Here is a 19,918-nt window from a genome sequence, read left to right as displayed (position 1 = left end):
AATAATCCTTAAGTTTATACGGGGGAGGTAAAAACGATGAATGTAACGGAAACATCAAAAGAGAACTCTTACATGTGGGTAATCCTGACAATCATTTTTTTAGGTCAAGTGCTCTTGAATGTCTTAACCTTCCAGATAGGCGGAATGGCCGCTCAACTAATACCTGCGTTGCATTTGAAGCCCAGCCAGCTTGCCATGGCATTGTCCGCTCCCATGCTGGCCAGTGCCATACTGGGAATTCCCGCCGGCGCTCTGGCAGACCGCTTCGGCGTTAAAAGCATAGCGGCATTTGGTTTGATTATCAGCTCCATCAGCAGCTTTGCCCGGATAAGCGCTGCCAGTTTTGGCGCACTTTTTGCTTGGATGTTATTGATTGGTTTTGGTATAGCCGTCCTCAATTCAAATGCCGCTAAATTACTGGGTGCCTGGTTCCCTATACGGCGGATGGGGTTGGCTATGGGAATTTATGTCGTAGGCGCCGGAGTGGGGATTTCGATCGCCTTAGCGACGTCTCCGCTTTTCCCTTCAATTCATAGCGCTTTTCTTGCTTCGGCAATTGGTATGACTTGCGTAACGATTTTGTGGCTGCTGTTCATTAAAAATAAACCTGCAGGAGCGCCTGATCAGCCGGTTCTGTCCATGACACACTGTCTGAGTGTAGCGGCTAAAAGTAAAAATGTTTGGATTGGCGCGCTGGCAATATTTTTCATGATGGGAACCTATGTTACCCAGAGCGGATTCTTATCGAATGCACTTGTTCAGGCCAAGGGAATTAATCCGGTTCAAGCCGGCCTGGTTGCCTCTTCTCTAACCCTTGCTTTTATTGTCGGAGGCTTGCTGGGGCCGGTAATTTCTCATAAAGCCGGATCAATCAGGCCGTTCTTAGCTCCAACGGCCATCCTTTGCGCTATTAGTTCCTACCTGGCCTGGAATGTTCCATTTGGTCCGCTTACCACCGTATTTCTTATGCTCGCCGGCCTTTTCATTGGTATGACTCCTCCGATTATTTTGTCCTTGCCTATGTCACTTCCTGAAATCGGGCCGGTGTATGCCGGGAGCGCGGGAGGAATTCTCAGTACTTTTCAAATGGCCGGCGCCTTTTTTATTTCCTCTTATGTCATTATCCCGCTGGCGGGGTCGGATATTAATAAAGTGTTTTTATATATCGCCGCCGGTTATTTCATTTATGGAATCGTAATGCTGTTTTTGCCTGAATTGGGAGCAAAATCAAAAAGAAAGAATGCGGGTTTGGCCAAATAAGGGATATTCAAATTGATCGGTTTCGTTAACTCAGACGGCCCGTCTCATCTTACGCTCAAGCTGTCTTGAGATTACAGCCTTAACGATCCTTTCCTTAGAGAAGCCGGTTGAGGTTGTCCCAAAATCGACAGCGCTGTCGATTTTGGGACAACCTTTTTACAGTTTCTTATACTCCCGAGCTTGGTCACATATTCCGGAAATCAATTATCATTCGAACAGTTTCAATCAAATCGGAAAAGGAGAAATCCGTATTATCGGATTTACGTAGATAATTTTACTATCTTCTATGCCGTTATTGACAATGTGATGGAAGTCAGAAGAATTCTGTATAGAAGCAGGGATATAGATAATGTTCCAACTTCGGCAAAAGAAATTTCTGAAACTTCTAGAAGGGTAAGTGTTCAAGCGGCTGAAGTTATTGAACAGCAATGGACAGATAAGTCTTTGAGCCAAGTACAGAATGCACTTTTAGTGTGGGGCATTAAATTATTGTATATTGTCTCGTTATAAGAGTGATATGATTATACCAGCGTGGTTAATTGGTTTATTAGAGAGTGCAAAGAACAATATATGACATAAATTCCCATTATTCTTAAACCCTTCAGTTAAATGATCCCGCCTCACCTTAGTTTGGGACGGGATTCTTAATTACAAGCCGATTGATTCAGGTGGGTGGTCTAATATTTTGGGATATACTAAACTTTATTATAGTATATGCGCTTATCAAACCCGTAACCTCTCTGACTGAATGAATGGTCCAATCCTCAAGTAGATCGGCTCCCTTTAATTTAGGATGCGGCACTAGCTTGTTGACTTGTAACCCCGAGTCGACGGTCAGCAATGGTCATGATGAGTGCAATGACGCTTACCGCGATCATTATGACAGCAATGTGATGGAGACCGCTATCCGAAACCTTCGTGTGAAAAACAATGCCGATTAACGCTGAGGAAGCAATAGAACCAATGTATCCGAAGGTGCGGATGAGACCTGAAGCTACAGCAATCTGGTCTGCAGAGACCTGCATGTACAACGCTGTTTGGTTGCTGCTGGACATTGTACCCATCGTGATACCGAAAATTAAGGTGATCAATAAAATCCAAAGAATTGACGTACTTGTCGTGAGAAGAAACACCCCAATGGAGGCAACAATGGAAGAGCCCGCAGCCACAACGAGTGGCCCGCGAACTAAGTTCCGTTTGGAAATTGGACCGACTATTAACGCCGAAAGTACGCTCATGGGCAGTATTAGAAGTCCGGCTTCGAGTGCTGAGGCTCCGCGAGCCGCACTGATCCACTCAGTAACACCATAAAGCACGGTATATATGCACAACGTCGTCAATGCAAACCGTGCATAGGTGCAGGTGAGCGCCAGGTTCGAGGCAAGCATGCGCATATCGATGAAAGGATGTTTGGCCCGCAGCTCCCATAAGACAAGAAAAATGCCCAACACTACGGCCATGCCCAAGACAATCCACTCGGGACGAGGCAATGAGAACAGGAATATCATTAGTGCAGTGATTGATGCTGCGAATCCAACCATACCCATAATATCAATGCGTGATGAGATATCCCGCATTGTCCTCGTTCCCTCCATGGGCGCGTCTTTCGGAATCCAAAGCACGGCCATGAGAAGCGCGACAAGCGCAAAGGGGATATTAACCAGAAACGTTGTCCGCCATCCCCACACATCCACGAGCACGCCGCCAATCGGGAGTCCTACAGCGGCCGTAACCACTCCCGCAATCTGAAGCGCTCCCAGTACGTTTCCAGGCGGCATTGACATCCCGGCGGATTCTGCACGTCGCCGAATCAGGAGCATAGCAGAGGGATAGGCGGTGGACGTTCCAATGCCTATGAGAATTCGCGATACGACCAGCATCGTCAAGTCACGTCCAAACCCACCCAACAAACCTCCCAAAAGTACCATAAGAGTTTCAGCCTGAAATACCCGACGAGGCCCAAATTCTGCTGAAAGCTTTCCGGCAGTAGGCTGTGCGATCGAACACGCTAGATAGGAGCCGTCACCAGGATTGTGGTTTGAGCCACTGAAACATGCATATAGGCAGCGATAGGCACGAGTGCAGTGGCAATCATCGAACTATTGATTGGATTAAGTGTGGACCCCATGTACAGGGGCGCCACGAACCTCCAAGAGAATGGGCTGCCACTTGGCATGATTGGTTCACTCCTTAGTCATTGAGTCTAATTCGCCGATCCAATTGTCGACCGTCAGCACATCCGCCTGACGAGGGAAAACCTTCTCCATGAGCACGCGATGAACTTCAGGATCAGGATCAATGCAGGCGTCCGAAAGCACTTTGATTGCAAAATCCTTATCTGCTGCTTCGCGCAGTGTTGACAGTACGACTCCGCCCGTGGCAATTCCGGTGAGAATCAAAGTGTCAATTTGTCTCGCGCGAAGGATAACTTCCAAATTGCTTCCGGCGAAGGCGCTAACCCGATACTTCGTAACGACCGGTTCACCATTCACTGGTTGTACGGACTCATGGATTTGCGTTGCATGATCCGATACCGTAATACCACCGAATTGAGCAATTTGCGAGAAAATTTTGTTTCTTGGACTTACCTCCGGGTATCCTTCACTAAAAGCGACTCGCACGAAGATGACTGGGATGTTGTACCGCCGCGCTGTTTCCACTGATTTTTGAACCGGGCGTAACAATTCAGGATTGGCTTGAAAACGGGATACGGTTCCATTCTGCATGTCCATTACGAGAAGTGAGGGTTTGTTCATATGTTTTACACTCCTTTCGTATTCGTATATAATAAGTGGGGAATCCTCCATTTAATTTTAAACGGAGATCTCCCCACTTGTCAATGAGATTCACATATTAATGTTGGGAGTGGAAATCGTGAAAAGTATAGGAGGAACTAAGATGCGACAAGAACGCCGCGATGCTGCTGAGAATCGTCAGCGAATATTAGATGCCGCAATTAAGCTTTTTGAACAACACGGTGTCAAGCAAGTCAGTATGAACCAAATAGCGCTGGAAGCTCATATTGGCTCGGGACCCTTTACCGCCGTTATAAAAATAAAAGTGAGTTATGTCAGGATTTAATTAAAGACAACATCCTTCTGCTCTTCGAGGACATTGAAGTGTACTTGAAAGAGCATCAGACCGATACACCGCGTCAGCGCTTAAAAGGGGTATTCAGCCTTTTTATGCGTTTTCGCGATAGAAAGCTTCAGCTGCTGGCAGGTGTTGAAGAGGGAGCATTAGAGGGTAGTCATTTCAAATTTAATCTGCACGAAGTCGTCGTTCAACTACTCGAGGAGATGAATAGAGACGAGCGTACCGGAGCGAACACTGTGTTTAAGGCTGATATGTTATTGATAGCCTTAAGAAGTGATTCCTATATATTTCAAAGAGATGTGCGTGGGTATTCATCTGAATCGTTTTTGGACCAAATTTTCTTGACATTTTTTCCAGAGAGATAAACTTATAGCTGTCCCTTTCCCTTGAATTGCCCCATCCGGATACTGAAAATACTGCAGTAAATATGGCAATTAAAGCACTTAGGCAATAAGAATTGTTATCTCTGAACCTTGTTGACAGTGACGGTAAGCCAAATTCGTCACCGGTGACGAATTTGACCTCACCCAGGCATACATCCTTCTTGGGATTCCTAAAGTGGTGCGAGATGAGTTTATCGCGATGCATGATGGTGAGAATATGATTAAATTGAAATTCGCCATGAAGAAAGTAAAGCGGACTGCTAAAAGCAGTCTTCTTTTTTGTGGGCCGGTGCAAATTCTGCAAGTCGCTTTTTAATTCCTAACTCCAAAAAATAAAATCCCATCCCTCTGGAAAGCTCGGAGTTAGCCCCTCTTGTCTTTAGGTAAGCGTTTCCCAGCTCCCATAAATATTGAAAGCTATTGTTGGCTAAAAAGGAATAGCGCTTGCAGACATAGTTATAGCCGATCTCAAAATCACTGAGGTGTTGTCTGGACATCGTCTTCCTCCTGCTGTTCAGGGGACTGTTCTCCGATCAGTTCGGCAATACTAACGTCGAGAGCGGCGGCAAGTTTGGTTAAGGTTCGGATTGAGCCTGTTGAATGACCATTTTCGATTTTATTAATCATGCTTTCGTCGATATGAACCAGGTCAGCAAGTTGTTTTTGAGTCAATTTGAGCGCTATTCTTATCTTTTTAATTTGTTTGTTTGCAGTATTCAATAAGACACCCCTGTTTAAAATATTATAGAATTATATTCTATATGTCAACATAAAATAATGAATTAAAATCAGTATATTTTCTTTTGCATGGTTCCGATATAATTAAACATGAATTATATTCAGGATGTGATGAAATGAATTACGGACAACGGATAAAGTTCTTTCGTAATACAGTTGGAATTTCCGCCAATACTTTAGCGAAAAAAGTCGGACTGGATCCAACTACAATTTATAAAATTGAAGCCAACGATTCTAAACCCTCACTGGGTTCCCTGGAAAGCATATGTGCCGCTCTCGGCATTAGTCTTGCGGAATTCTTCACAGAAGAAGAACAAGACTTGGGCCCAGAAATCCAACGATTACTGGGCACTGTGAAAAAGCTTTCTCCGGAACAAATAGATTATCTTCAGAAGTTACTGGAATCCATGAGTAAGGATTAATTCTTTTGATATCACAAGTGTATAATGCTTTATCGATACGAGACTGACAGTACACCATTTCATATTAAGGAATCCTGAGTATAACAAAGTACCTTATGAGGACAGAATTATAAAATCGAAATATCAGAGAAGAAAATAAAATAACCGAGGCTTAATGTAAACAAGATGAGAGGCGATTTTCCTCTCATCTTGTTTCATGTACCGGCTTCTATTGTAAGCCGAATAATCAACAATTTTCTTGGTGAAAGTGTGTTGAGTTAACCGAATTTAATACTCAATGATTTGGTTAGGTTAAGCAAAACAATAGGGGATAGGGTGAACTGGCAAATATAAAGCCCACATTTTATGTTGTTATATTTTTAAAAGGATAGTTTTCGAAAGATTTAGTGATTGATGGAAGGAAAAGACATAAGTTTGGCGAAAAAATAAGGTACGAGCCAAACATGGTCTTATTTAAAGGTATGTCCAAAGGGACAATTGTCGGAATTGATGCTCCGCTTATCGTGAATAACGAAATAGGCTCCAGATATTACGATAGAGCTATTATGAGGGAAAAAAATTCACGGCAAAAATCTGTCTGTTTTCACCTGTAGTAAAAGCGTTATACAAAAGCACTTAGGGGTATATGGCGGGTATTAATCAATATAAAGGGCAAATATGGAATTTCAAGGAGCGTAAAATTACTCAGAGTATAGTCTACAATTACCAACTAAGCAATAGAGCCTGTTTGGGTGTAATACAAGTACTTATAATGTCTAGCAAATTATCCGAAGTTAGACTTAAAAAAACCTCAAACTCGAATCAGAGCTTGAGTAAATTAACAGCAGGTTCAGGTGGAGAATCTACTTACCTAACTTTGGATAATTACATAGCACGAAACTGCGGTAATTGGTGCTCTCGCTATGGGGATTGAATAGTCATCTCCTATCTAATCTATATAACTTTAGGGAGAACTCGGTAACGAAATGTATCAGGCCTGCGTTAATTATGCCGAAATAGATATTATTTCCCCCTCCCCATGACAGGGCAATTTTTATATACATGCAGTTTGGTTAGTGATAGGAGGAGATTTGCCCAAACTCAAAAACCGTCTGGGTTTTACCGATCCGCAATTCGGGCATTTAGATAAATCTTTTCCGATGAGTTTCTGGATAAGTCGAAGAGTAGAGACTTTTTCTTGGCTTAAAAGAGGCGTACAGGTGAGCTGTTTGCAAATCTTTAACTTAGCTGTCTTGTTACGATTGCCTAGTAAGCCGTAGTGTCTGATTTTTATAAAACCACTCGGTAGGATATGAATAAGAAATCTGCGGATAAACTCATTGGCAGAGAGCGTCATCACCTTATATTTATTGTCATCCTTGTAGTCCCGCCATTTGAAGGTAACTGTATCCTTAGCAAGGCTAACGATACGCTTATTGGATATAGCTACTCGGTGAGTATATCGACCCAGATATTCGATAACACAAGATGCATTTTTAAATGGTGGTTTGCAGTAAACAATCCATTCTTTGCTATAAAGTGAGGTGAGCAGCGTTCCAAATTCTCTATCGTCAGAAAGATAGGCTTGGCTACCGTGAAATTCAAGCTTGTTTTGGCTGCAGAACTGTTTGAGATAATACAAGAATTTGCCTCTGAACTTACGAAATAGAACTTTCACAGGGATGAAGAATTTTTTTCTGCTATTCACCCATTTGCCGATGGAGGATAATCCGCCGCCGGGTACTATGCAGTGAATATGCGGATGGTGCATGAGGTTTTGTCCCCAGGTATGCAAAACAGATGAAAAGCCAATCTTAGCACCGAGATATTTTTTGTCGGAGGCTAATTCATCGAGAGTTTCAGCAACGGCCTTAAACAAAAGGGTGTAGACTGCTTTTTGGTTTTGATAGGCCAGTAAATTGAGTGCGTCAGGGATTGTGAATACCACATGGAAGTATCCCACATTAAGTAGATTACTTTTCTGGTTTTCGATCCAGCGTTCTTTGGCAAGAGCTTGGCATTTAGGGCAATGCCTGTTGCGGCAAGAATTGTAAGAAATTCGGGTATGCCCACAATTGTCACAAATCTCTTTATGTCCGCCTAACTGTGATGTTCTGCATTTTTGAATCGCTGACATTGCTTTATGTTGAACAAGAGTGAGCTTGCGGTTGGTTCGATAGTTATTGCCGTATTTTAGGAAGATATCTTGAACCTCAGCCATTGACTTTTTCGGATTCAGTCATCTGATCAAGAGGGCTAGTTACGTTGAGAGATTCTATCTTAACCAGATGTAAATAGACGCAGGTCGTATTGATATTTGAATGACCAAGCAGTTGTTTAATGTGGTAAATACTTGTGCCGGATTCAAGCAGATGAGTGGCAAAACTATGCCTCATAGTATGGACGGTCACGTTTTTAGTGATTTTAGCTTTCCTTACATATTTATGAAAGAGATTTTGTATTGAGTCTAGGAAAGTTAAATTGTTCGAAATATTAAATGATATAGGGTTAGATATTTTGAATACAAACATTTCTCAAGAAGATATAAATTCTATTATCGACGACAGAAATAAATTGTTTCATCAAGGGGATACAATTAATTTGGAAATACTCTACAATAAACTATTTCCACTTGTTTCTGAAATTGTTGGAAAACTAATTACCGATCCTAATTTGCTAAACTAAAAGACCGTTCGAACATGCATCGAAAAGAGAGGGAAAAGTTGTAACGAAGTTGAGTAACATTTTAGGCTAATAACTGGAAGGAAATTAGTAGGGTGCAATTATGGATAATAAATTAGTATATACAGTTATATTATGTGCAGTGATTTTTGGCTCAGACGAAACCTTGCTTAATGTTGATCTTGGCGAAGAGTTTATATTTAAGCGAATGTCATTAAAACCTTTAAAAGATCATTTGGATTTAACTTTTAAAACTGATGCAATGGGATTACGCCGAGATTATGAAACTGCGCGCATAGGTGAAAACCTTGATATAATATGTGCATTTAAATCATATACAATATGTTTAACCGAAATTGAAGCCGAAAAGTATTACAAAGAAATGAGTGATTATGTTCTTACATATCTTGACGACAGGATAAGAGCGATTCGTCTGTTTGTTGAAGGTCCAATTCATTTCAAAAAGTTATCTATAGAAATGAAATCCGAAACTTTGCGTTCAGGCGAAACTGATATGTGTAGCAATATTAACAGCGTTATTCCAATTGGAGAAGCAGTAGGAACAAGCAGTATATCATTATTTCATTGTGATAATGAAAATATTAATGAACTAAATAACAATATATCTTCAGTTAAGTTTCCATTATCAGATGTATTGCTAAATAATTGTCATAGATATTATGATTTATCATATCACTTAGATAATTTCATCTCGATTACTTTGCTAATTACAAGTCTTGAGATATTATTCCTAAATAATGAAAATGCAAAAAAAGAAAAGCTGGCAAAACGCTGTTCAATATTCTTATATGATAATAGAAATGACCAAGTAAGTTGTTATAAAAAGTTGATAATAGCGTATAAAAAGAGATCCGACTTTGTACATGATGGAAATTGTCTACAAATTATAAATGAAGATATATTGTTTTTGAGAGATTGTGTAAGAAAATCACTCATTAAATATGTAAACAATAACTACAGAAAATCCGATGTTATTAAGATGTTGAAAACAACCATAAAAAATCTGGATTATTGGAGTGACACGAGAACATAAAAAACAAACTTCACATTGGCGGTTTGTCTATAAGCGGAAGTTAAGTTAAACGTAGGAAACCAACTAAAACTAGTCTTTTATTGTTACGAATTTTCATAATAACTAAAATGGTATTAATAAGTATACTAAATTTAGGTAATCTTTTTGATATAGCAATGATTTTCTAACACAGTTACTTTAAGCAATATTAGATCATCAGGACACTATTCTGGAGGAATTCGTATTTGTTATAGCTGGATGGAAAATCAGTAGAGATCAACAAACTTAGCTGAATTTTTCAATCTTTCACTGGAGGATTTATGAACATTTTTCTAAGTTCTACTTATTTAGATTTACAGGAAGAACGGACTGCAGCTATTGAAGTACTGGATCGAGTCGGGAAAGCCTATGCCATGGAAAAGTTCGTTGCTTATAACCACCGTTCCCGCGAGGCTTGTTTAGCAAAACTAAGGGAATGTGACGCATTAGTACTGATTATTGGAGAACGATACGGGTATATTGACGATATTCATCATGTGTCTATTACTGAGCTTGAGTATAGAACTGCAAATGAATTGGGGTTACCCGTTTTTGCTTTTATTAAGACTGATGAACATGGGCAATGGGATTCTATTGAACAAGATGGAGAAAAGAAACGAAAACATTTAGCCTTTAAACAACGCGTTGATAATGAGAAAACTAGGGTTACATTTTCTACCGTGGAACAGCTCCAACGCGACATTGCTCTAACATTATTAGAAAACTCACAAAAGTTTGGTTTAATTGGTGGTAGATTGAGTGCGTTCCAGAGCTTTGAACAGTTTTATAGAGATTTTTTGAATAGAAGCAAAATATTTAATCATTGCTTTAAATTAATCGGTCGTGATAACTATGTTGATTCGCTTATAAACTTCGCGTTTTCTCAGAAGTTAGTGGCTTATTTAAGCGGTAGAGGCGGTATTGGCAAAAGTAAAATACTTTTTGAATCTCTTAGCCGAATTCTCACTACAGCCGATCACCCGAAAATTCTCTTATTACGGGATAGCATTGGTTTCAATGTTGAGTCTGCCAAGGAGCTGCCTGAGGGTAAGCTGATTATCGTAGCTGATGATGCCCACAGGATCGGGGGACTACGGCAGTTATTAGCAGTAGTAAAACAACACTCAGGGAGGATGAAACTAATATTATCAACCAGACCCTACGGTGTTAATTTAATTAAGAAAAACCTTTCCGAATTGGGTTTTGAGGCAGACGACTTAGAAGAACTTCCTGAGGTCAAAAGCCTAGCACGCAAAGAGATTCAACAGCTTGCTGTGGAAGTTTTAAAGGACAGCAATCCCTACCTGGTTCAAAGCTTAATTAATCTCTCATCGGATTCTCCGCTGATTACAGTTATTGGTGGACAATTATTAACCCACTTGCAAATCACTCCCGCAAAGCTAACTAATTCAGAGGACTTTAGGCGACTGGTTTTAGACCGTTTTCAGGATACTATTACATCTTCATTATCATCAAACGTTCCATCCCAAACCGCAAAAGAAATTCTTAACCTAGTAGCTGCTTTGAGTCCTCTTCGTATTACAGATAAAGAACTGATGAACCGAAGTGCTAATTTGCTAGGTATTAAAGAATATCAACTAATCAGTAGTTTGTTAGAACTTGAGCGAACTGGAGCTTTGTTGCAGCGTGGCGACACTGTGCGAATAACTCCAGATGTTTTATCGGATTTTATCCTTGAAGAAGCATGTTTCCCTGCGAGGGTAAAAACAGGTTATAGCGATGTCATATTTGAAACCTTTGCCGATGTTTACTTAGATAACATCTTTAAAAATTTCGCAGAGCTGGATTGGCGAGTTAGTGAAGGGAAAGGTACAAACCTTCTTAATGAAATTTGGAATAAAGTTTGGGAATATTTTATACATTCATCCGATTTTCAGCAGCGAGGCATTCTAAATACCCTAAGGGAGATAGCTTATTTTCAGCCATCAGAAACGTTTGATTTCATTTTGAATGTAATTGAAAATTTTGATTCAAGTCGTTGCACGGCTTTCGAGAATATACCTCCAATACTAGGTGTAGTTGCAACACTTCAAAGTCATACACGAAAAGCAGTAAATCTTCTATGGCAGCTAGGAAAAGAAGATAGCCGTGACTTAAATCCTAATCCTGATCATGGAATCAGAGTTTTAACGGAGTTAGCTAGTTACAAAACCTATAAACCATTGTTCTTTCAGGAAGTGATAGTGACTTGCATTGAGGAATGGGTTAAGAATGAAGACGCTTTTAACGGACGTTATACTCCGGTTGATATTACAGATGTGTTATTAGTTAGAGAAGAGCATGAAGACATATACGAGGGATTTCAAATTAGTATGTATACTTTTGCGATTAACCCAGTTGCAACGACTTTAATTCGTAACAAGGTCCTTGAGATTTTAAAATCATTAGGGCAGCTCAAGGAAGAAAGAGTTAAACGCCGTGTTTTGGACTCACTTTTAGGTGCTCTTAGTGGCCCATTAGGTATGTTAGGAAGAATTCCTTCGACTGAAGAAAAGCAAAGTTGGATACCCGAAAAGATAAAAATTTTAAAAATTATAGATACACTACTTTCAGAAACGGATAACCCATTTCTGCATTGCAAGGCAATCAAATCACTAAAACCAATAGCCAATTATAGTGAAAAAACTTTGGCTGAAGAAATAGATATAATACTCGAAAAGTTCCCTAATGATTTTGAGACAAGTCTAATTCATCTTCTTTGGAGCAATCAGCCCCACTGGTTAACTCCTGGTGATTATGATTATGAGACTGCTCGGGCTATTGTAGAACAAGAATCTGAGGAACTTGCAAAGGAATTGATAAACCGTTTTCCTTTAGAGACAGATATTCTTGCTGAGTTGGAACGCCTTGTACTATTAATCGAAAGTCACGGCGAGAACTGTGTTGGAAATTATTACTTTACCAAATTAGCGGAACAAAGCTCAGTCATTGCTCGCCAGCTTTGTAATATTCTAATCGATAAACTCGATTCGCCATTGTTAATCTGCTTTTCACAATTCCTTTATCCTCTAAGAGAAATGGACAACGCCAAATACTTTGGGATAATTGATCTAGCGATTTCAAAGGGAAATGAAACAGTTCTAATTTCATTAGCCTATATGTTTTTTTGGTTTAATGATTATACTCCGAAGGAACGGTGTTTTATAAGGAAACTTGCGTTAAACCAGGATCACAAGGTTTCCACTATTGCGTTCCGAGCTGTAACGAATTTCCCGCTTGAAGCTCGAACTGAAGTATTTCAAATTGTATCTGACGTGGACTTAGGTGACGATTCCAATTTGGCCAATCAAGTTTGCCATCTATTTGATGAGCATTACGGAATCCCTTTCGCCGAGATACCATCTTGGCTGGTAACAGAGATTTTAGAAAAACTTGTTCCAATTAAAAACATATCCATTAATGATTACGAGATAAGTAAATTCCTTAGATTCTTGTTCAAGGTTAACCCCAAACTGGTTGCGGAATGGTTTATAACTCGAATTCGATACTATAAGAATTTGAATGAGTGTTTAGACTATGACCCAGTACCAAATCCATCTTTAGACGGAATTCAACTAGTCGATGCTATCGAAATTCAGCTTAAAGAAGCTTTGAGTTTGGTTCGGGACAATGTTTTTACATGTGAAGATGAACTCGATTATTCTTTCTCAGAGTTATTTTCCCTAATGGCAAATGGTTTTGGTCAGGTTAGTTTATCCGTTCTTTCCGAATGGGTGGACAGTAGTGAGAAAGACAAGGTTATAGGGAGTGCAAAATTACTTAGATATGCGGGTGAAAACTTTGTTTTTACACAGGAACAATTTATAGTAAAACTACTTAATAAGGCAGAAAAATTGGGGCAATTAGTTCTAAAAGAGGTTATGAGCGTACCTTATACTGTTGCAGTTTCCCGTGGAGGGGCAGGAACTCCAGGACAACCGATGCCCCATCAAGTGCAATTAAAGGAAAGTGCTCAAGTAGCTGCTTCACGCTATTCAAAAGGATCGAATGCATGGGAGTTTTATAAAAGTCTTCAACGAAATGCAGAGTACCATATCGAAATGGACATGAAACATTGGGAAGAAAGGGGATTCGCTTAAAAACAGTACCAAAGTCGCAGGCTATAACTTTCGATTATCCAAATATCCGTTAGGCATAATTAATGCTAAGTTCTCTATGGCAATTCTCGGGGTGGCAGATGACATCGGATGGAAATGATGCGTATCAATGCGAGGATCATTTTGGTCTTCGCGTTTGGTGCTTTTAAGTTTCATAATGGGGGGGGAAATGTGTGAGTGGAAGTATATCGGAAAGAGTTGCTAAGTATTTGGAAAATCAAAGTTCTTTTATCCACGTGGACAATTATTTAGGGACATTAAGAGACAACTTGAAAGTGATGGAGGAAAAATTCAATAAGAACTTTATAATGGTTTTGGCTCTGATTGCGATATTTTATCTTTTTTCACGATCAGCAATTTCAGAAGCCAGTGTGGGACCATTTAAGGTTAAAGATGTATCAATAATATACTTGTTCATCCCAATACTTATAGCATACAAATACTACGAAACAAATTCTATTCTTGCGATGAGGCGGCTGTCGAGGGTCCTTCATTTGGAAATGATCAAACAAGTCAATAGGCCGCTTTTTGATAATAAGTTAGAGTACTTTTTATTACCGACATCCATCTTTTTATCCAACGAAGTTTCATTCGAGAGCGAGAGCAATATCCTTATTAAAATATTTCTGCCACTCATGGAGTTATCAATACAGCTTGGATTTCCCGCATTTGAAGTCTATGCACTATATAATGTCTATTGTAATTTTGGAACAACTAGCAAATCTTTTTGGTTTGTATTAGTCAGTTCATTTGTCCTCATGACGTTGGGTTTCTTCACCTTAATGAGAAATGCCCCGAACACAAGAGCATATAATATAGGCTCAAGGGATTCCCGTACTGCTAATAGATAAGAAGTTTAAAGGACCGCCATCTTGGCGGCTTCTGAATCTTGGGTCATCCGACGCTAAATGACACATTTTTTACGAGTTTTAAAAAAATAATAACTGCTAATAACCTATAACTGGCTATACTATGCAATAACCATTTAGACAAGTTTAGTTAAGGGAGAGTTTAATGTGGGGACATTGGAAAAACTGGCAAGCTCTTACGAAAGGACTCCTGTAATTAGAGGGTTAATTCAACTTATACCATTCGGTATCGGTTCTGGGATAGACGTAGCTCTTGTTACAACAATCCAAAATATCAGAGCCGATAGAGTAAAGACCTTTTTTGATCAACTTGAAGCGAATGATGCTGTATTAAATCCAGAGTTGTTAAAATCCGAGGACTTTTTGCATTGTTATTTTGCAACAGTAAACGCCGCCTTAAACACCAAACGCCGTGAGAAAATTCGTATGTTTGCCAAATTGCTTAGCTCCGCAGTGTCTACTAGCCTATTTAATAATTCAGATGAATACGAGGAATACCTTTCAATACTGGATGAACTCACATTTAGAGAATTGGTGATACTGAATATTTTACATAGGCATGAAGATGCTACACCTTTAATTCAGAATGAAAACGACTTACAAAGAGCAAATAGGTTCTGGGAAAAGTTTATTGAGGAAATTGAAACTGAATTGCGGATTCCTCGGAACGAGATTAACTCACTATTAACAAGATTAAATAGAACTGGTTGTTATGAAACTTTTACAGGTTCTTATCTTAGTTATACTGGTGGAAGGGGTAAATTGACGCCACTATACTTTCGGCTAGAGAGTTTAGTCGATAGGGTTTAAACTTTATTTACCAGAATTTAGCTAAAGCATTTTAAGTATTTTTCCTATTTTAGCTACAAAATTTTTATGAGCTTACTTCTGCTAATCCATATACCGATATGGCTAATAACTGGAAGTTATAGTAATTCAGACATGGGCACAAAAAGTAGGATAACGGGAAGTTCACTCCACTAAATAAACATAAATAATAAATTGACTAATCTTATATCATGTAATAATATAAGTTACATGAAAAGAAATAAACGCTTATCAGTTGCCCTGCACGTACTACTGCATATGGCCGAGCGACCTGACGCCGCGATGACCTCAGAAGAGATGTCCACTTGCGCCGGCACCAATGCGGTAGTGATCCGCCGCACTTTCGCCGGTTTGCGTGAAGCACAAATCGTCTCGTCTTTGAAGGGGCATGGTGGCGGTTGGCGACTGGTCCGGCCCCTTTCCGAAATTACCTTAGAGGATGTTCAACGCGCTCTCGACGAGCGGGTGGTCACCTCCCCCTCGACGCACAATGAAAGCCCCGGCTGCCTCATCGAAAAGGTGATTCACCTTGCTCTAGATGACGCCGTCGCAGAGGCGAGTCGTGTTCTGGATCGACGCCTCGCGACTATTACCTTGGCCGACATTGCTGCCGATGTTTACCGACTCGACAGGGCGATCTCCTCAACGCCTAAAGACGACAAATATTAATTAGTTTGAGATTGCTATCCCCGTGAAACATGGAGCATTGAGGCATAACCCTTAATAAGGAGAAGAGTACGATGACTAATTTGAAACACCGTATAATTAAGGCGAACAATATCCAGATGCATATAGTTGAGCAGGGCGAAGGTCCTCTTGTGCTGTTATGTCATGGGTTTCCGGAAACATGGTACTCATGGCGTCATCAAATCCCTGTGCTAGCTGAGGCGGGGTTTCGCGTGGTGGCCCCTGATTTACGTGGCTACGGCGGTACGGAGCAGCCGGAAGAAATTGACCAGTACACCCTTCTGCATCTTGTCGGCGATATGGTGGGTCTGCTCGACGCATTGGACGTTGAAAAAGCCGTAATCGTCGGGAATGACTGGGGCGCAACGCTCGCGTGGCATGCGGCCTTATTACGGCCTGACCGCTTCCGTGGGGTGATCGCATTATGCGTACCGATGATGGGCCAACCCCCTGTTCCTCCCTCCAAAATCTTTCCTCAGAAGGAAGATGAGTTGTTCTATACGCTCTACTTCCAGACTCCAGGCCTGCCAGAGGAGGAGTTTGAGCTCGACGTTCGCTTCACAATGCTTAACCTGCTCTTTGCTGCTTCCGGAGATGCAGGACCTCGTAAAGAAAACGATGGCACTCCGAATCCCTTTAGTATGGTATCCCGAAGTAAAGGTTTGCTCGCGCCGCTGCCCGCCCCTTCATTGCCTTGCTGGCTTACAGAAGTCGACTTGGCCGTCTATTCCGAGGCGTTCAGCGCGACCGGGTTTCGTGGGGGTTTGAACTATTATCGTAATCTAGATCGCAACTGGGAACTACTAGCTTGTTTTAGTGGAATGAAGATAATGATTCCCGCCCTGTATGTGGTGGGCGAACGTGACGTCGGTCTCAGTATCCCTGGGATGAGGGAAATAATTTCTGAGATGCCTAGTCTTGTGCCAATGCTCGATCAAACGATCATACTCCCGGGCTGCGGACACTGGACTCAACAGGAGAAACCTCAAGAGGTCAGCACTGCAATAATTTCGTTCCTGCAAAGCCTCTCTAGGTCGTAGGGATAATTCTAGTGGCTTGTTCTAAGATCGCTACGTGGTCACCCGCGAAGAATGCTGATCCAGAAGCGTTGCCTCTCAAGATTATTAACTTTACTAAGAAAAGGGGGCGTTGCAAAACGAACTAAAATAGTTCGTAAGCAACGCCCCTTTTTTTCCTACTAGAAACAAAACTGCAGGTCCCAAAGAACCCGCAGTTGTCGTATAATTTGAGTTATGCTAACAACCAAATTACACTCTAAAAATTATACTGAATTAAGTGGACACTATCAATTAGTTCTACCATTTAATTTTGATGTGTTAATACCGGAGGATGACTCAGTTCGACTGCTAAGCCACATTTTGGAGGGATTGAATTACGAAGCGTTGTATCAGGCCTACTCTTCCACTGGAAGAAAACCTGTAGTCGAACCCAAAATCCTGTTCAAAGTAGTAGCCTATGCCTATATGAACAACATTTACTCAAGCCGCAAGATTGAAGTTGCTTGTAAAAGAGACATTAACTTCATGTGGTTGTTGGAAGGATGCAAGGCACCAGACCACAGCACCCTTGCTCGATTTCGGAAGAACTATTTAAAGGAATCCATAGAAGACCTCTTTTTCCAAATGGTGACGTATTTACACAAGCTTGGGGAAGTAGAGTTTAAGAACCTTTTTGTCGATGGAACAAAAATTGAAGCCAATGCTAACCGTTATACGTTTGTCTGGAAGAAAGTCGTTACTAAGAATGAGACCAAAATGTTCTTGAAAATTCAATCCTGTCTTGAGGAGATCAATTTGACCTATCTAAAGGACTTCAAGGCAACCAAAGAAACGTTACTTAAGGACCTTAAGGCGGCCCTCTCCTACCTAGAAGAAAAACGTCAGCAAGAGCAGATTGAATTTGTCCATGGTATTGGAAAACGGAAATCAAAGCTACAAAAGTTTACAGAAGACCTGAAGGAATTCTATACCCGTCAAGAAAAGTACAACAGACATCACCAATTCTTCGAAGGAAGAAATAGCTACTCCAAAACCGATCCTGATGCGACCTTCATGCATATGAAAGATGACCATATGCGCAACGCTCAGTTAAAGCCGGCTTACAATGTTCAGATTGGCGTGGAAAGTGAATATGTAACAGGGGTTGGGATTTTCCAGGATCGTAACGACATAGCCACACTCATCCCTTTCTTAAACACGCTGGAATCTAAACTACAGGCCCATTATGAAAATGTTACTGCAGACTCTGGTTATGAGAGTGAGGAGAATTATCTTTATCTCGAAGGGAAAAAGCAGACCTGCTACATAAAGCCGCAAACCTATGAACAATGGAAAAAGAAACGCTTCAAAAAGGATATCAGCAAGCGAGAAAACATGGTTTACAATGCAGAAATGGATGAATACACCTGTCATAACGGAAAACAACTCAAACTAGTGGGAATTACCCATCGAACATCGGCAACGGGCTACCGATCTGAAATCACGATCTATGAATGTGAAGACTGCCGTGATTGTCCTTGTAAAAGTCAATGTACAAAAGCTAAAGGCAATCGAAGAATGCAAGTATCTAAAACGTTTGTGGCCAAACGCCAGGTATCGTACGGAAACATTACCACCGAAAAAGGGAGACTACTCAGAGTAAATCGATCCATACAGGTCGAAGGAGCCTTTGGGGTACTCAAAAATGACTATAACTTTAATCGCTTTTTGACACGAGGTAAAAACAGTGTAAAAACTGAATTTATGCTGCTGTGTTTTGGGTATAACGTGAATAAACTTCACGCTAAAATACAGAATGAACGAATTGGTAAACCCCTTCATCCATTAAAAACGGCTTAAAAAGGGGTCGAAAAAACAGTCTCATCTAGAAGGCTTATTTTGCTATACACAAATTTAAGTAGAAAATAGAGATTGAGCATTGCAATCAAACCACTTAATATTTTCCACAGTAAAAAGAAATGGGGAGCATCGCTTGCTACTTCAAAATAGTAGTTTTGCGACACTCCCTTACGTTCTGTGCATTATTAACTTTAGCCGTAAGTAGGGTAATATCCCATTAAAATAAAACATAAAGGAGTAGAGATATGACAGAATTCTGGGAATCAAGTTTTATAGAAAAACAGATGATGTGGGGATTTGAACCTTCAGACTCCGCAATCTTGACAAAGGACTTTTTCCTTGAGAAGAAAGTTAAGGACATATTAATCCCGGGTATTGGATACGGCCGAAATGCAAAGATTTTTCTTGACAACAGAATTAATGTAACAGGTATTGAAATTTCAAAAACAGCGATTGATTTGGCAGAACAAAACAGCCTTGATATAAGAATCTATCATGGGTCAGTAACTGACATGCCTTTTGATAACAAACTTTACGATGGTGTATTTTGCTATGGACTTATTCACTTAATGAATAGTAGTGAAAGAAAAAAATTAATTGGAGATTGCTATAGTCAGCTAAGACCAAACGGTTATATGATTTTTACAGCTGTTTCAAAAAAAGCCCCAATGTTTGGAAAGGGTAAACAACTGAGTAAAGATCGATTCGAGACAATGAAGGGCGTAAAAATCTTCTTTTATGATTCTGAATCAATACAAAAAGAATTTGGAAAATACGGGCTGGTAGAATTCTCAAATATCGATGAGCCAAATAAGCATATGGAAAATAAACCGCCAGTGAACTTTATAATTGTAAAATGTAAAAAAGAATCATAGAGATACGCTACGGGACTTCGAGGCCCATAATGCCTGGGTCCTTTAAGCTAC

Annotated in this window: 18 protein-coding genes and 1 pseudogene; 12 read left to right on the top strand and 7 right to left on the bottom strand. The window is 40.4% G+C overall.

Features of this window, described 5'->3' with window-relative positions; all coding sequences use genetic code 11:
* Positions 1-36 precede the first annotated feature (36 nt).
* Positions 37-1,260 carry a nitrate/nitrite transporter gene (locus tag VZF35_RS00685; RefSeq protein ID WP_407310046.1) on the top strand — a complete coding sequence of 408 codons (1,224 nt, stop codon included), beginning with the start codon at positions 37-39 and terminating at the stop codon, positions 1,258-1,260.
* Between the two features lie 788 nt (positions 1,261-2,048).
* Here the strand turns inward: VZF35_RS00685 and VZF35_RS00680 are convergent.
* From VZF35_RS00680 to VZF35_RS00670, 3 genes are read right to left on the bottom strand one after another with little or no spacing between them, the layout of a single operon-like run.
* Complete coding sequence (locus tag VZF35_RS00680; protein ID WP_407314858.1) at positions 2,049-3,260, bottom strand: MFS transporter; 1,212 nt, start codon at positions 3,258-3,260, stop codon at positions 2,049-2,051.
* An 8-nt stretch (positions 3,261-3,268) separates the two neighbouring features.
* Positions 3,269-3,436, bottom strand: coding sequence for a hypothetical protein (locus VZF35_RS00675; RefSeq protein WP_407310044.1), 168 nt, complete (start codon positions 3,434-3,436; stop codon positions 3,269-3,271).
* A gap of 7 nt (positions 3,437-3,443) precedes the next feature.
* The gene (locus VZF35_RS00670; protein ID WP_407310042.1) at positions 3,444-4,016 is read right to left on the bottom strand and encodes a cysteine hydrolase family protein; all 573 of its coding nucleotides are present in this window, start codon (positions 4,014-4,016) and stop codon (positions 3,444-3,446) included.
* Positions 4,017-4,158: 142 nt separating this feature from the next.
* On the opposite strand from VZF35_RS00670, the gene VZF35_RS00665 reads away from it, so the two are divergent.
* Positions 4,159-4,341 (top strand): TetR family transcriptional regulator, encoded by a 183-nt coding sequence (locus VZF35_RS00665; RefSeq protein WP_407310040.1) that lies wholly within the window; start codon positions 4,159-4,161, stop codon positions 4,339-4,341.
* Between the two features lie 44 nt (positions 4,342-4,385).
* Positions 4,386-4,721, top strand: a complete 336-nt coding sequence (locus VZF35_RS00660) for a hypothetical protein (RefSeq protein ID WP_407310038.1) — start codon at positions 4,386-4,388, stop codon at positions 4,719-4,721.
* A 278-nt stretch (positions 4,722-4,999) separates the two neighbouring features.
* On the opposite strand, the gene VZF35_RS00655 is transcribed toward VZF35_RS00660, so the two are convergent.
* Together VZF35_RS00655 and VZF35_RS00650 are read right to left on the bottom strand one after the other, a co-directional pair.
* Positions 5,000-5,236 (bottom strand): hypothetical protein, encoded by a 237-nt coding sequence (locus VZF35_RS00655; protein ID WP_407310036.1) that lies wholly within the window; start codon positions 5,234-5,236, stop codon positions 5,000-5,002.
* Positions 5,214-5,459 (bottom strand): helix-turn-helix domain-containing protein, encoded by a 246-nt coding sequence (locus tag VZF35_RS00650; RefSeq protein ID WP_407310034.1) that lies wholly within the window; start codon positions 5,457-5,459, stop codon positions 5,214-5,216. Before VZF35_RS00650 ends, VZF35_RS00655 begins: the two co-directional genes overlap by 23 nt.
* Before the next feature lie 134 nt (positions 5,460-5,593).
* On the opposite strand from VZF35_RS00650, the gene VZF35_RS00645 reads away from it, so the two are divergent.
* Positions 5,594-5,899, top strand: coding sequence for a helix-turn-helix domain-containing protein (locus tag VZF35_RS00645; protein ID WP_407310032.1), 306 nt, complete (start codon positions 5,594-5,596; stop codon positions 5,897-5,899).
* A 1,033-nt stretch (positions 5,900-6,932) separates the two neighbouring features.
* Here the strand turns inward: VZF35_RS00645 and VZF35_RS00640 are convergent.
* Together VZF35_RS00640 and VZF35_RS00635 are read right to left on the bottom strand one after the other, a co-directional pair.
* Entirely contained in the window at positions 6,933-8,099 is a 1,167-nt protein-coding gene (locus tag VZF35_RS00640) for an IS91 family transposase (RefSeq protein ID WP_407310030.1), read from the bottom strand.
* Positions 8,092-8,343 (bottom strand): annotated as a pseudogene (locus VZF35_RS00635) (tyrosine-type recombinase/integrase); the annotation flags it as partial. The gene VZF35_RS00640 and the pseudogene VZF35_RS00635, both read right to left, overlap by 8 nt.
* 320 nt (positions 8,344-8,663) lie before the next feature.
* Here VZF35_RS00635 and VZF35_RS00630 point away from each other — a divergent pair.
* From VZF35_RS00630 to VZF35_RS00595, 8 genes are all read left to right on the top strand, one after another.
* On the top strand, positions 8,664-9,614 hold the full coding sequence (locus VZF35_RS00630) for a hypothetical protein (RefSeq protein ID WP_407310028.1): 951 nt from the start codon (positions 8,664-8,666) through the stop codon (positions 9,612-9,614).
* A 299-nt stretch (positions 9,615-9,913) separates the two neighbouring features.
* Entirely contained in the window at positions 9,914-13,732 is a 3,819-nt protein-coding gene (locus tag VZF35_RS00625) for a DUF4062 domain-containing protein (protein ID WP_407310027.1), read from the top strand.
* A 191-nt stretch (positions 13,733-13,923) separates the two neighbouring features.
* On the top strand, positions 13,924-14,601 hold the full coding sequence (locus VZF35_RS00620) for a hypothetical protein (RefSeq protein ID WP_407310025.1): 678 nt from the start codon (positions 13,924-13,926) through the stop codon (positions 14,599-14,601).
* A 165-nt stretch (positions 14,602-14,766) separates the two neighbouring features.
* Complete coding sequence (locus VZF35_RS00615) at positions 14,767-15,429, top strand: hypothetical protein (protein WP_407310023.1); 663 nt, start codon at positions 14,767-14,769, stop codon at positions 15,427-15,429.
* 228 nt (positions 15,430-15,657) lie between these two features.
* Positions 15,658-16,116, top strand: a complete 459-nt coding sequence (locus tag VZF35_RS00610) for an RrF2 family transcriptional regulator (RefSeq protein WP_407309809.1) — start codon at positions 15,658-15,660, stop codon at positions 16,114-16,116.
* A 71-nt stretch (positions 16,117-16,187) separates the two neighbouring features.
* Positions 16,188-17,174 (top strand): alpha/beta fold hydrolase, encoded by a 987-nt coding sequence (locus VZF35_RS00605; RefSeq protein ID WP_407310021.1) that lies wholly within the window; start codon positions 16,188-16,190, stop codon positions 17,172-17,174.
* Positions 17,175-17,387: 213 nt separating this feature from the next.
* Positions 17,388-18,992, top strand: a complete 1,605-nt coding sequence (locus VZF35_RS00600) for an IS1182 family transposase (RefSeq protein WP_407307550.1) — start codon at positions 17,388-17,390, stop codon at positions 18,990-18,992.
* Between the two features lie 245 nt (positions 18,993-19,237).
* Positions 19,238-19,867 (top strand): class I SAM-dependent methyltransferase, encoded by a 630-nt coding sequence (locus VZF35_RS00595; RefSeq protein WP_407310019.1) that lies wholly within the window; start codon positions 19,238-19,240, stop codon positions 19,865-19,867.
* Positions 19,868-19,918 lie beyond the last annotated feature (51 nt).

Origin of the sequence: Desulfosporosinus paludis (assembly GCF_045689965.1) — a bacterium.
Taxonomy (GTDB): domain Bacteria; phylum Bacillota; class Desulfitobacteriia; order Desulfitobacteriales; family Desulfitobacteriaceae; genus Desulfosporosinus; species Desulfosporosinus paludis.
This window is presented reverse-complemented; position numbering and strand designations above follow the sequence as displayed.

Bases quoted from the DNA above. Each gene is read 5' to 3' on its own strand.
- VZF35_RS00605 (WP_407310021.1), top strand. From the start codon at position 16,188: ATGACTAATTTGAAACACCGTATAATTAAGGCGAACAATATCCAGATG.
- VZF35_RS00600 (WP_407307550.1), top strand. From the start codon at position 17,388: ATGCTAACAACCAAATTACACTCTAAAAATTATACTGAATTAAGTGGA.
- VZF35_RS00625 (WP_407310027.1), top strand. From the start codon at position 9,914: ATGAACATTTTTCTAAGTTCTACTTATTTAGATTTACAGGAAGAACGG.
- VZF35_RS00640 (WP_407310030.1), bottom strand. From the start codon at position 8,099: ATGGCTGAGGTTCAAGATATCTTCCTAAAATACGGCAATAACTATCGA.
- VZF35_RS00610 (WP_407309809.1), top strand. From the start codon at position 15,658: ATGAAAAGAAATAAACGCTTATCAGTTGCCCTGCACGTACTACTGCAT.
- VZF35_RS00645 (WP_407310032.1), top strand. From the start codon at position 5,594: ATGAATTACGGACAACGGATAAAGTTCTTTCGTAATACAGTTGGAATT.
- VZF35_RS00675 (WP_407310044.1), bottom strand. From the start codon at position 3,436: ATGCCAAGTGGCAGCCCATTCTCTTGGAGGTTCGTGGCGCCCCTGTAC.
- VZF35_RS00655 (WP_407310036.1), bottom strand. From the start codon at position 5,236: ATGTCCAGACAACACCTCAGTGATTTTGAGATCGGCTATAACTATGTC.
- VZF35_RS00685 (WP_407310046.1), top strand. From the start codon at position 37: ATGAATGTAACGGAAACATCAAAAGAGAACTCTTACATGTGGGTAATC.
- VZF35_RS00595 (WP_407310019.1), top strand. From the start codon at position 19,238: ATGACAGAATTCTGGGAATCAAGTTTTATAGAAAAACAGATGATGTGG.
- VZF35_RS00630 (WP_407310028.1), top strand. From the start codon at position 8,664: ATGGATAATAAATTAGTATATACAGTTATATTATGTGCAGTGATTTTT.
- VZF35_RS00670 (WP_407310042.1), bottom strand. From the start codon at position 4,016: ATGAACAAACCCTCACTTCTCGTAATGGACATGCAGAATGGAACCGTA.
- VZF35_RS00665 (WP_407310040.1), top strand. From the start codon at position 4,159: ATGCGACAAGAACGCCGCGATGCTGCTGAGAATCGTCAGCGAATATTA.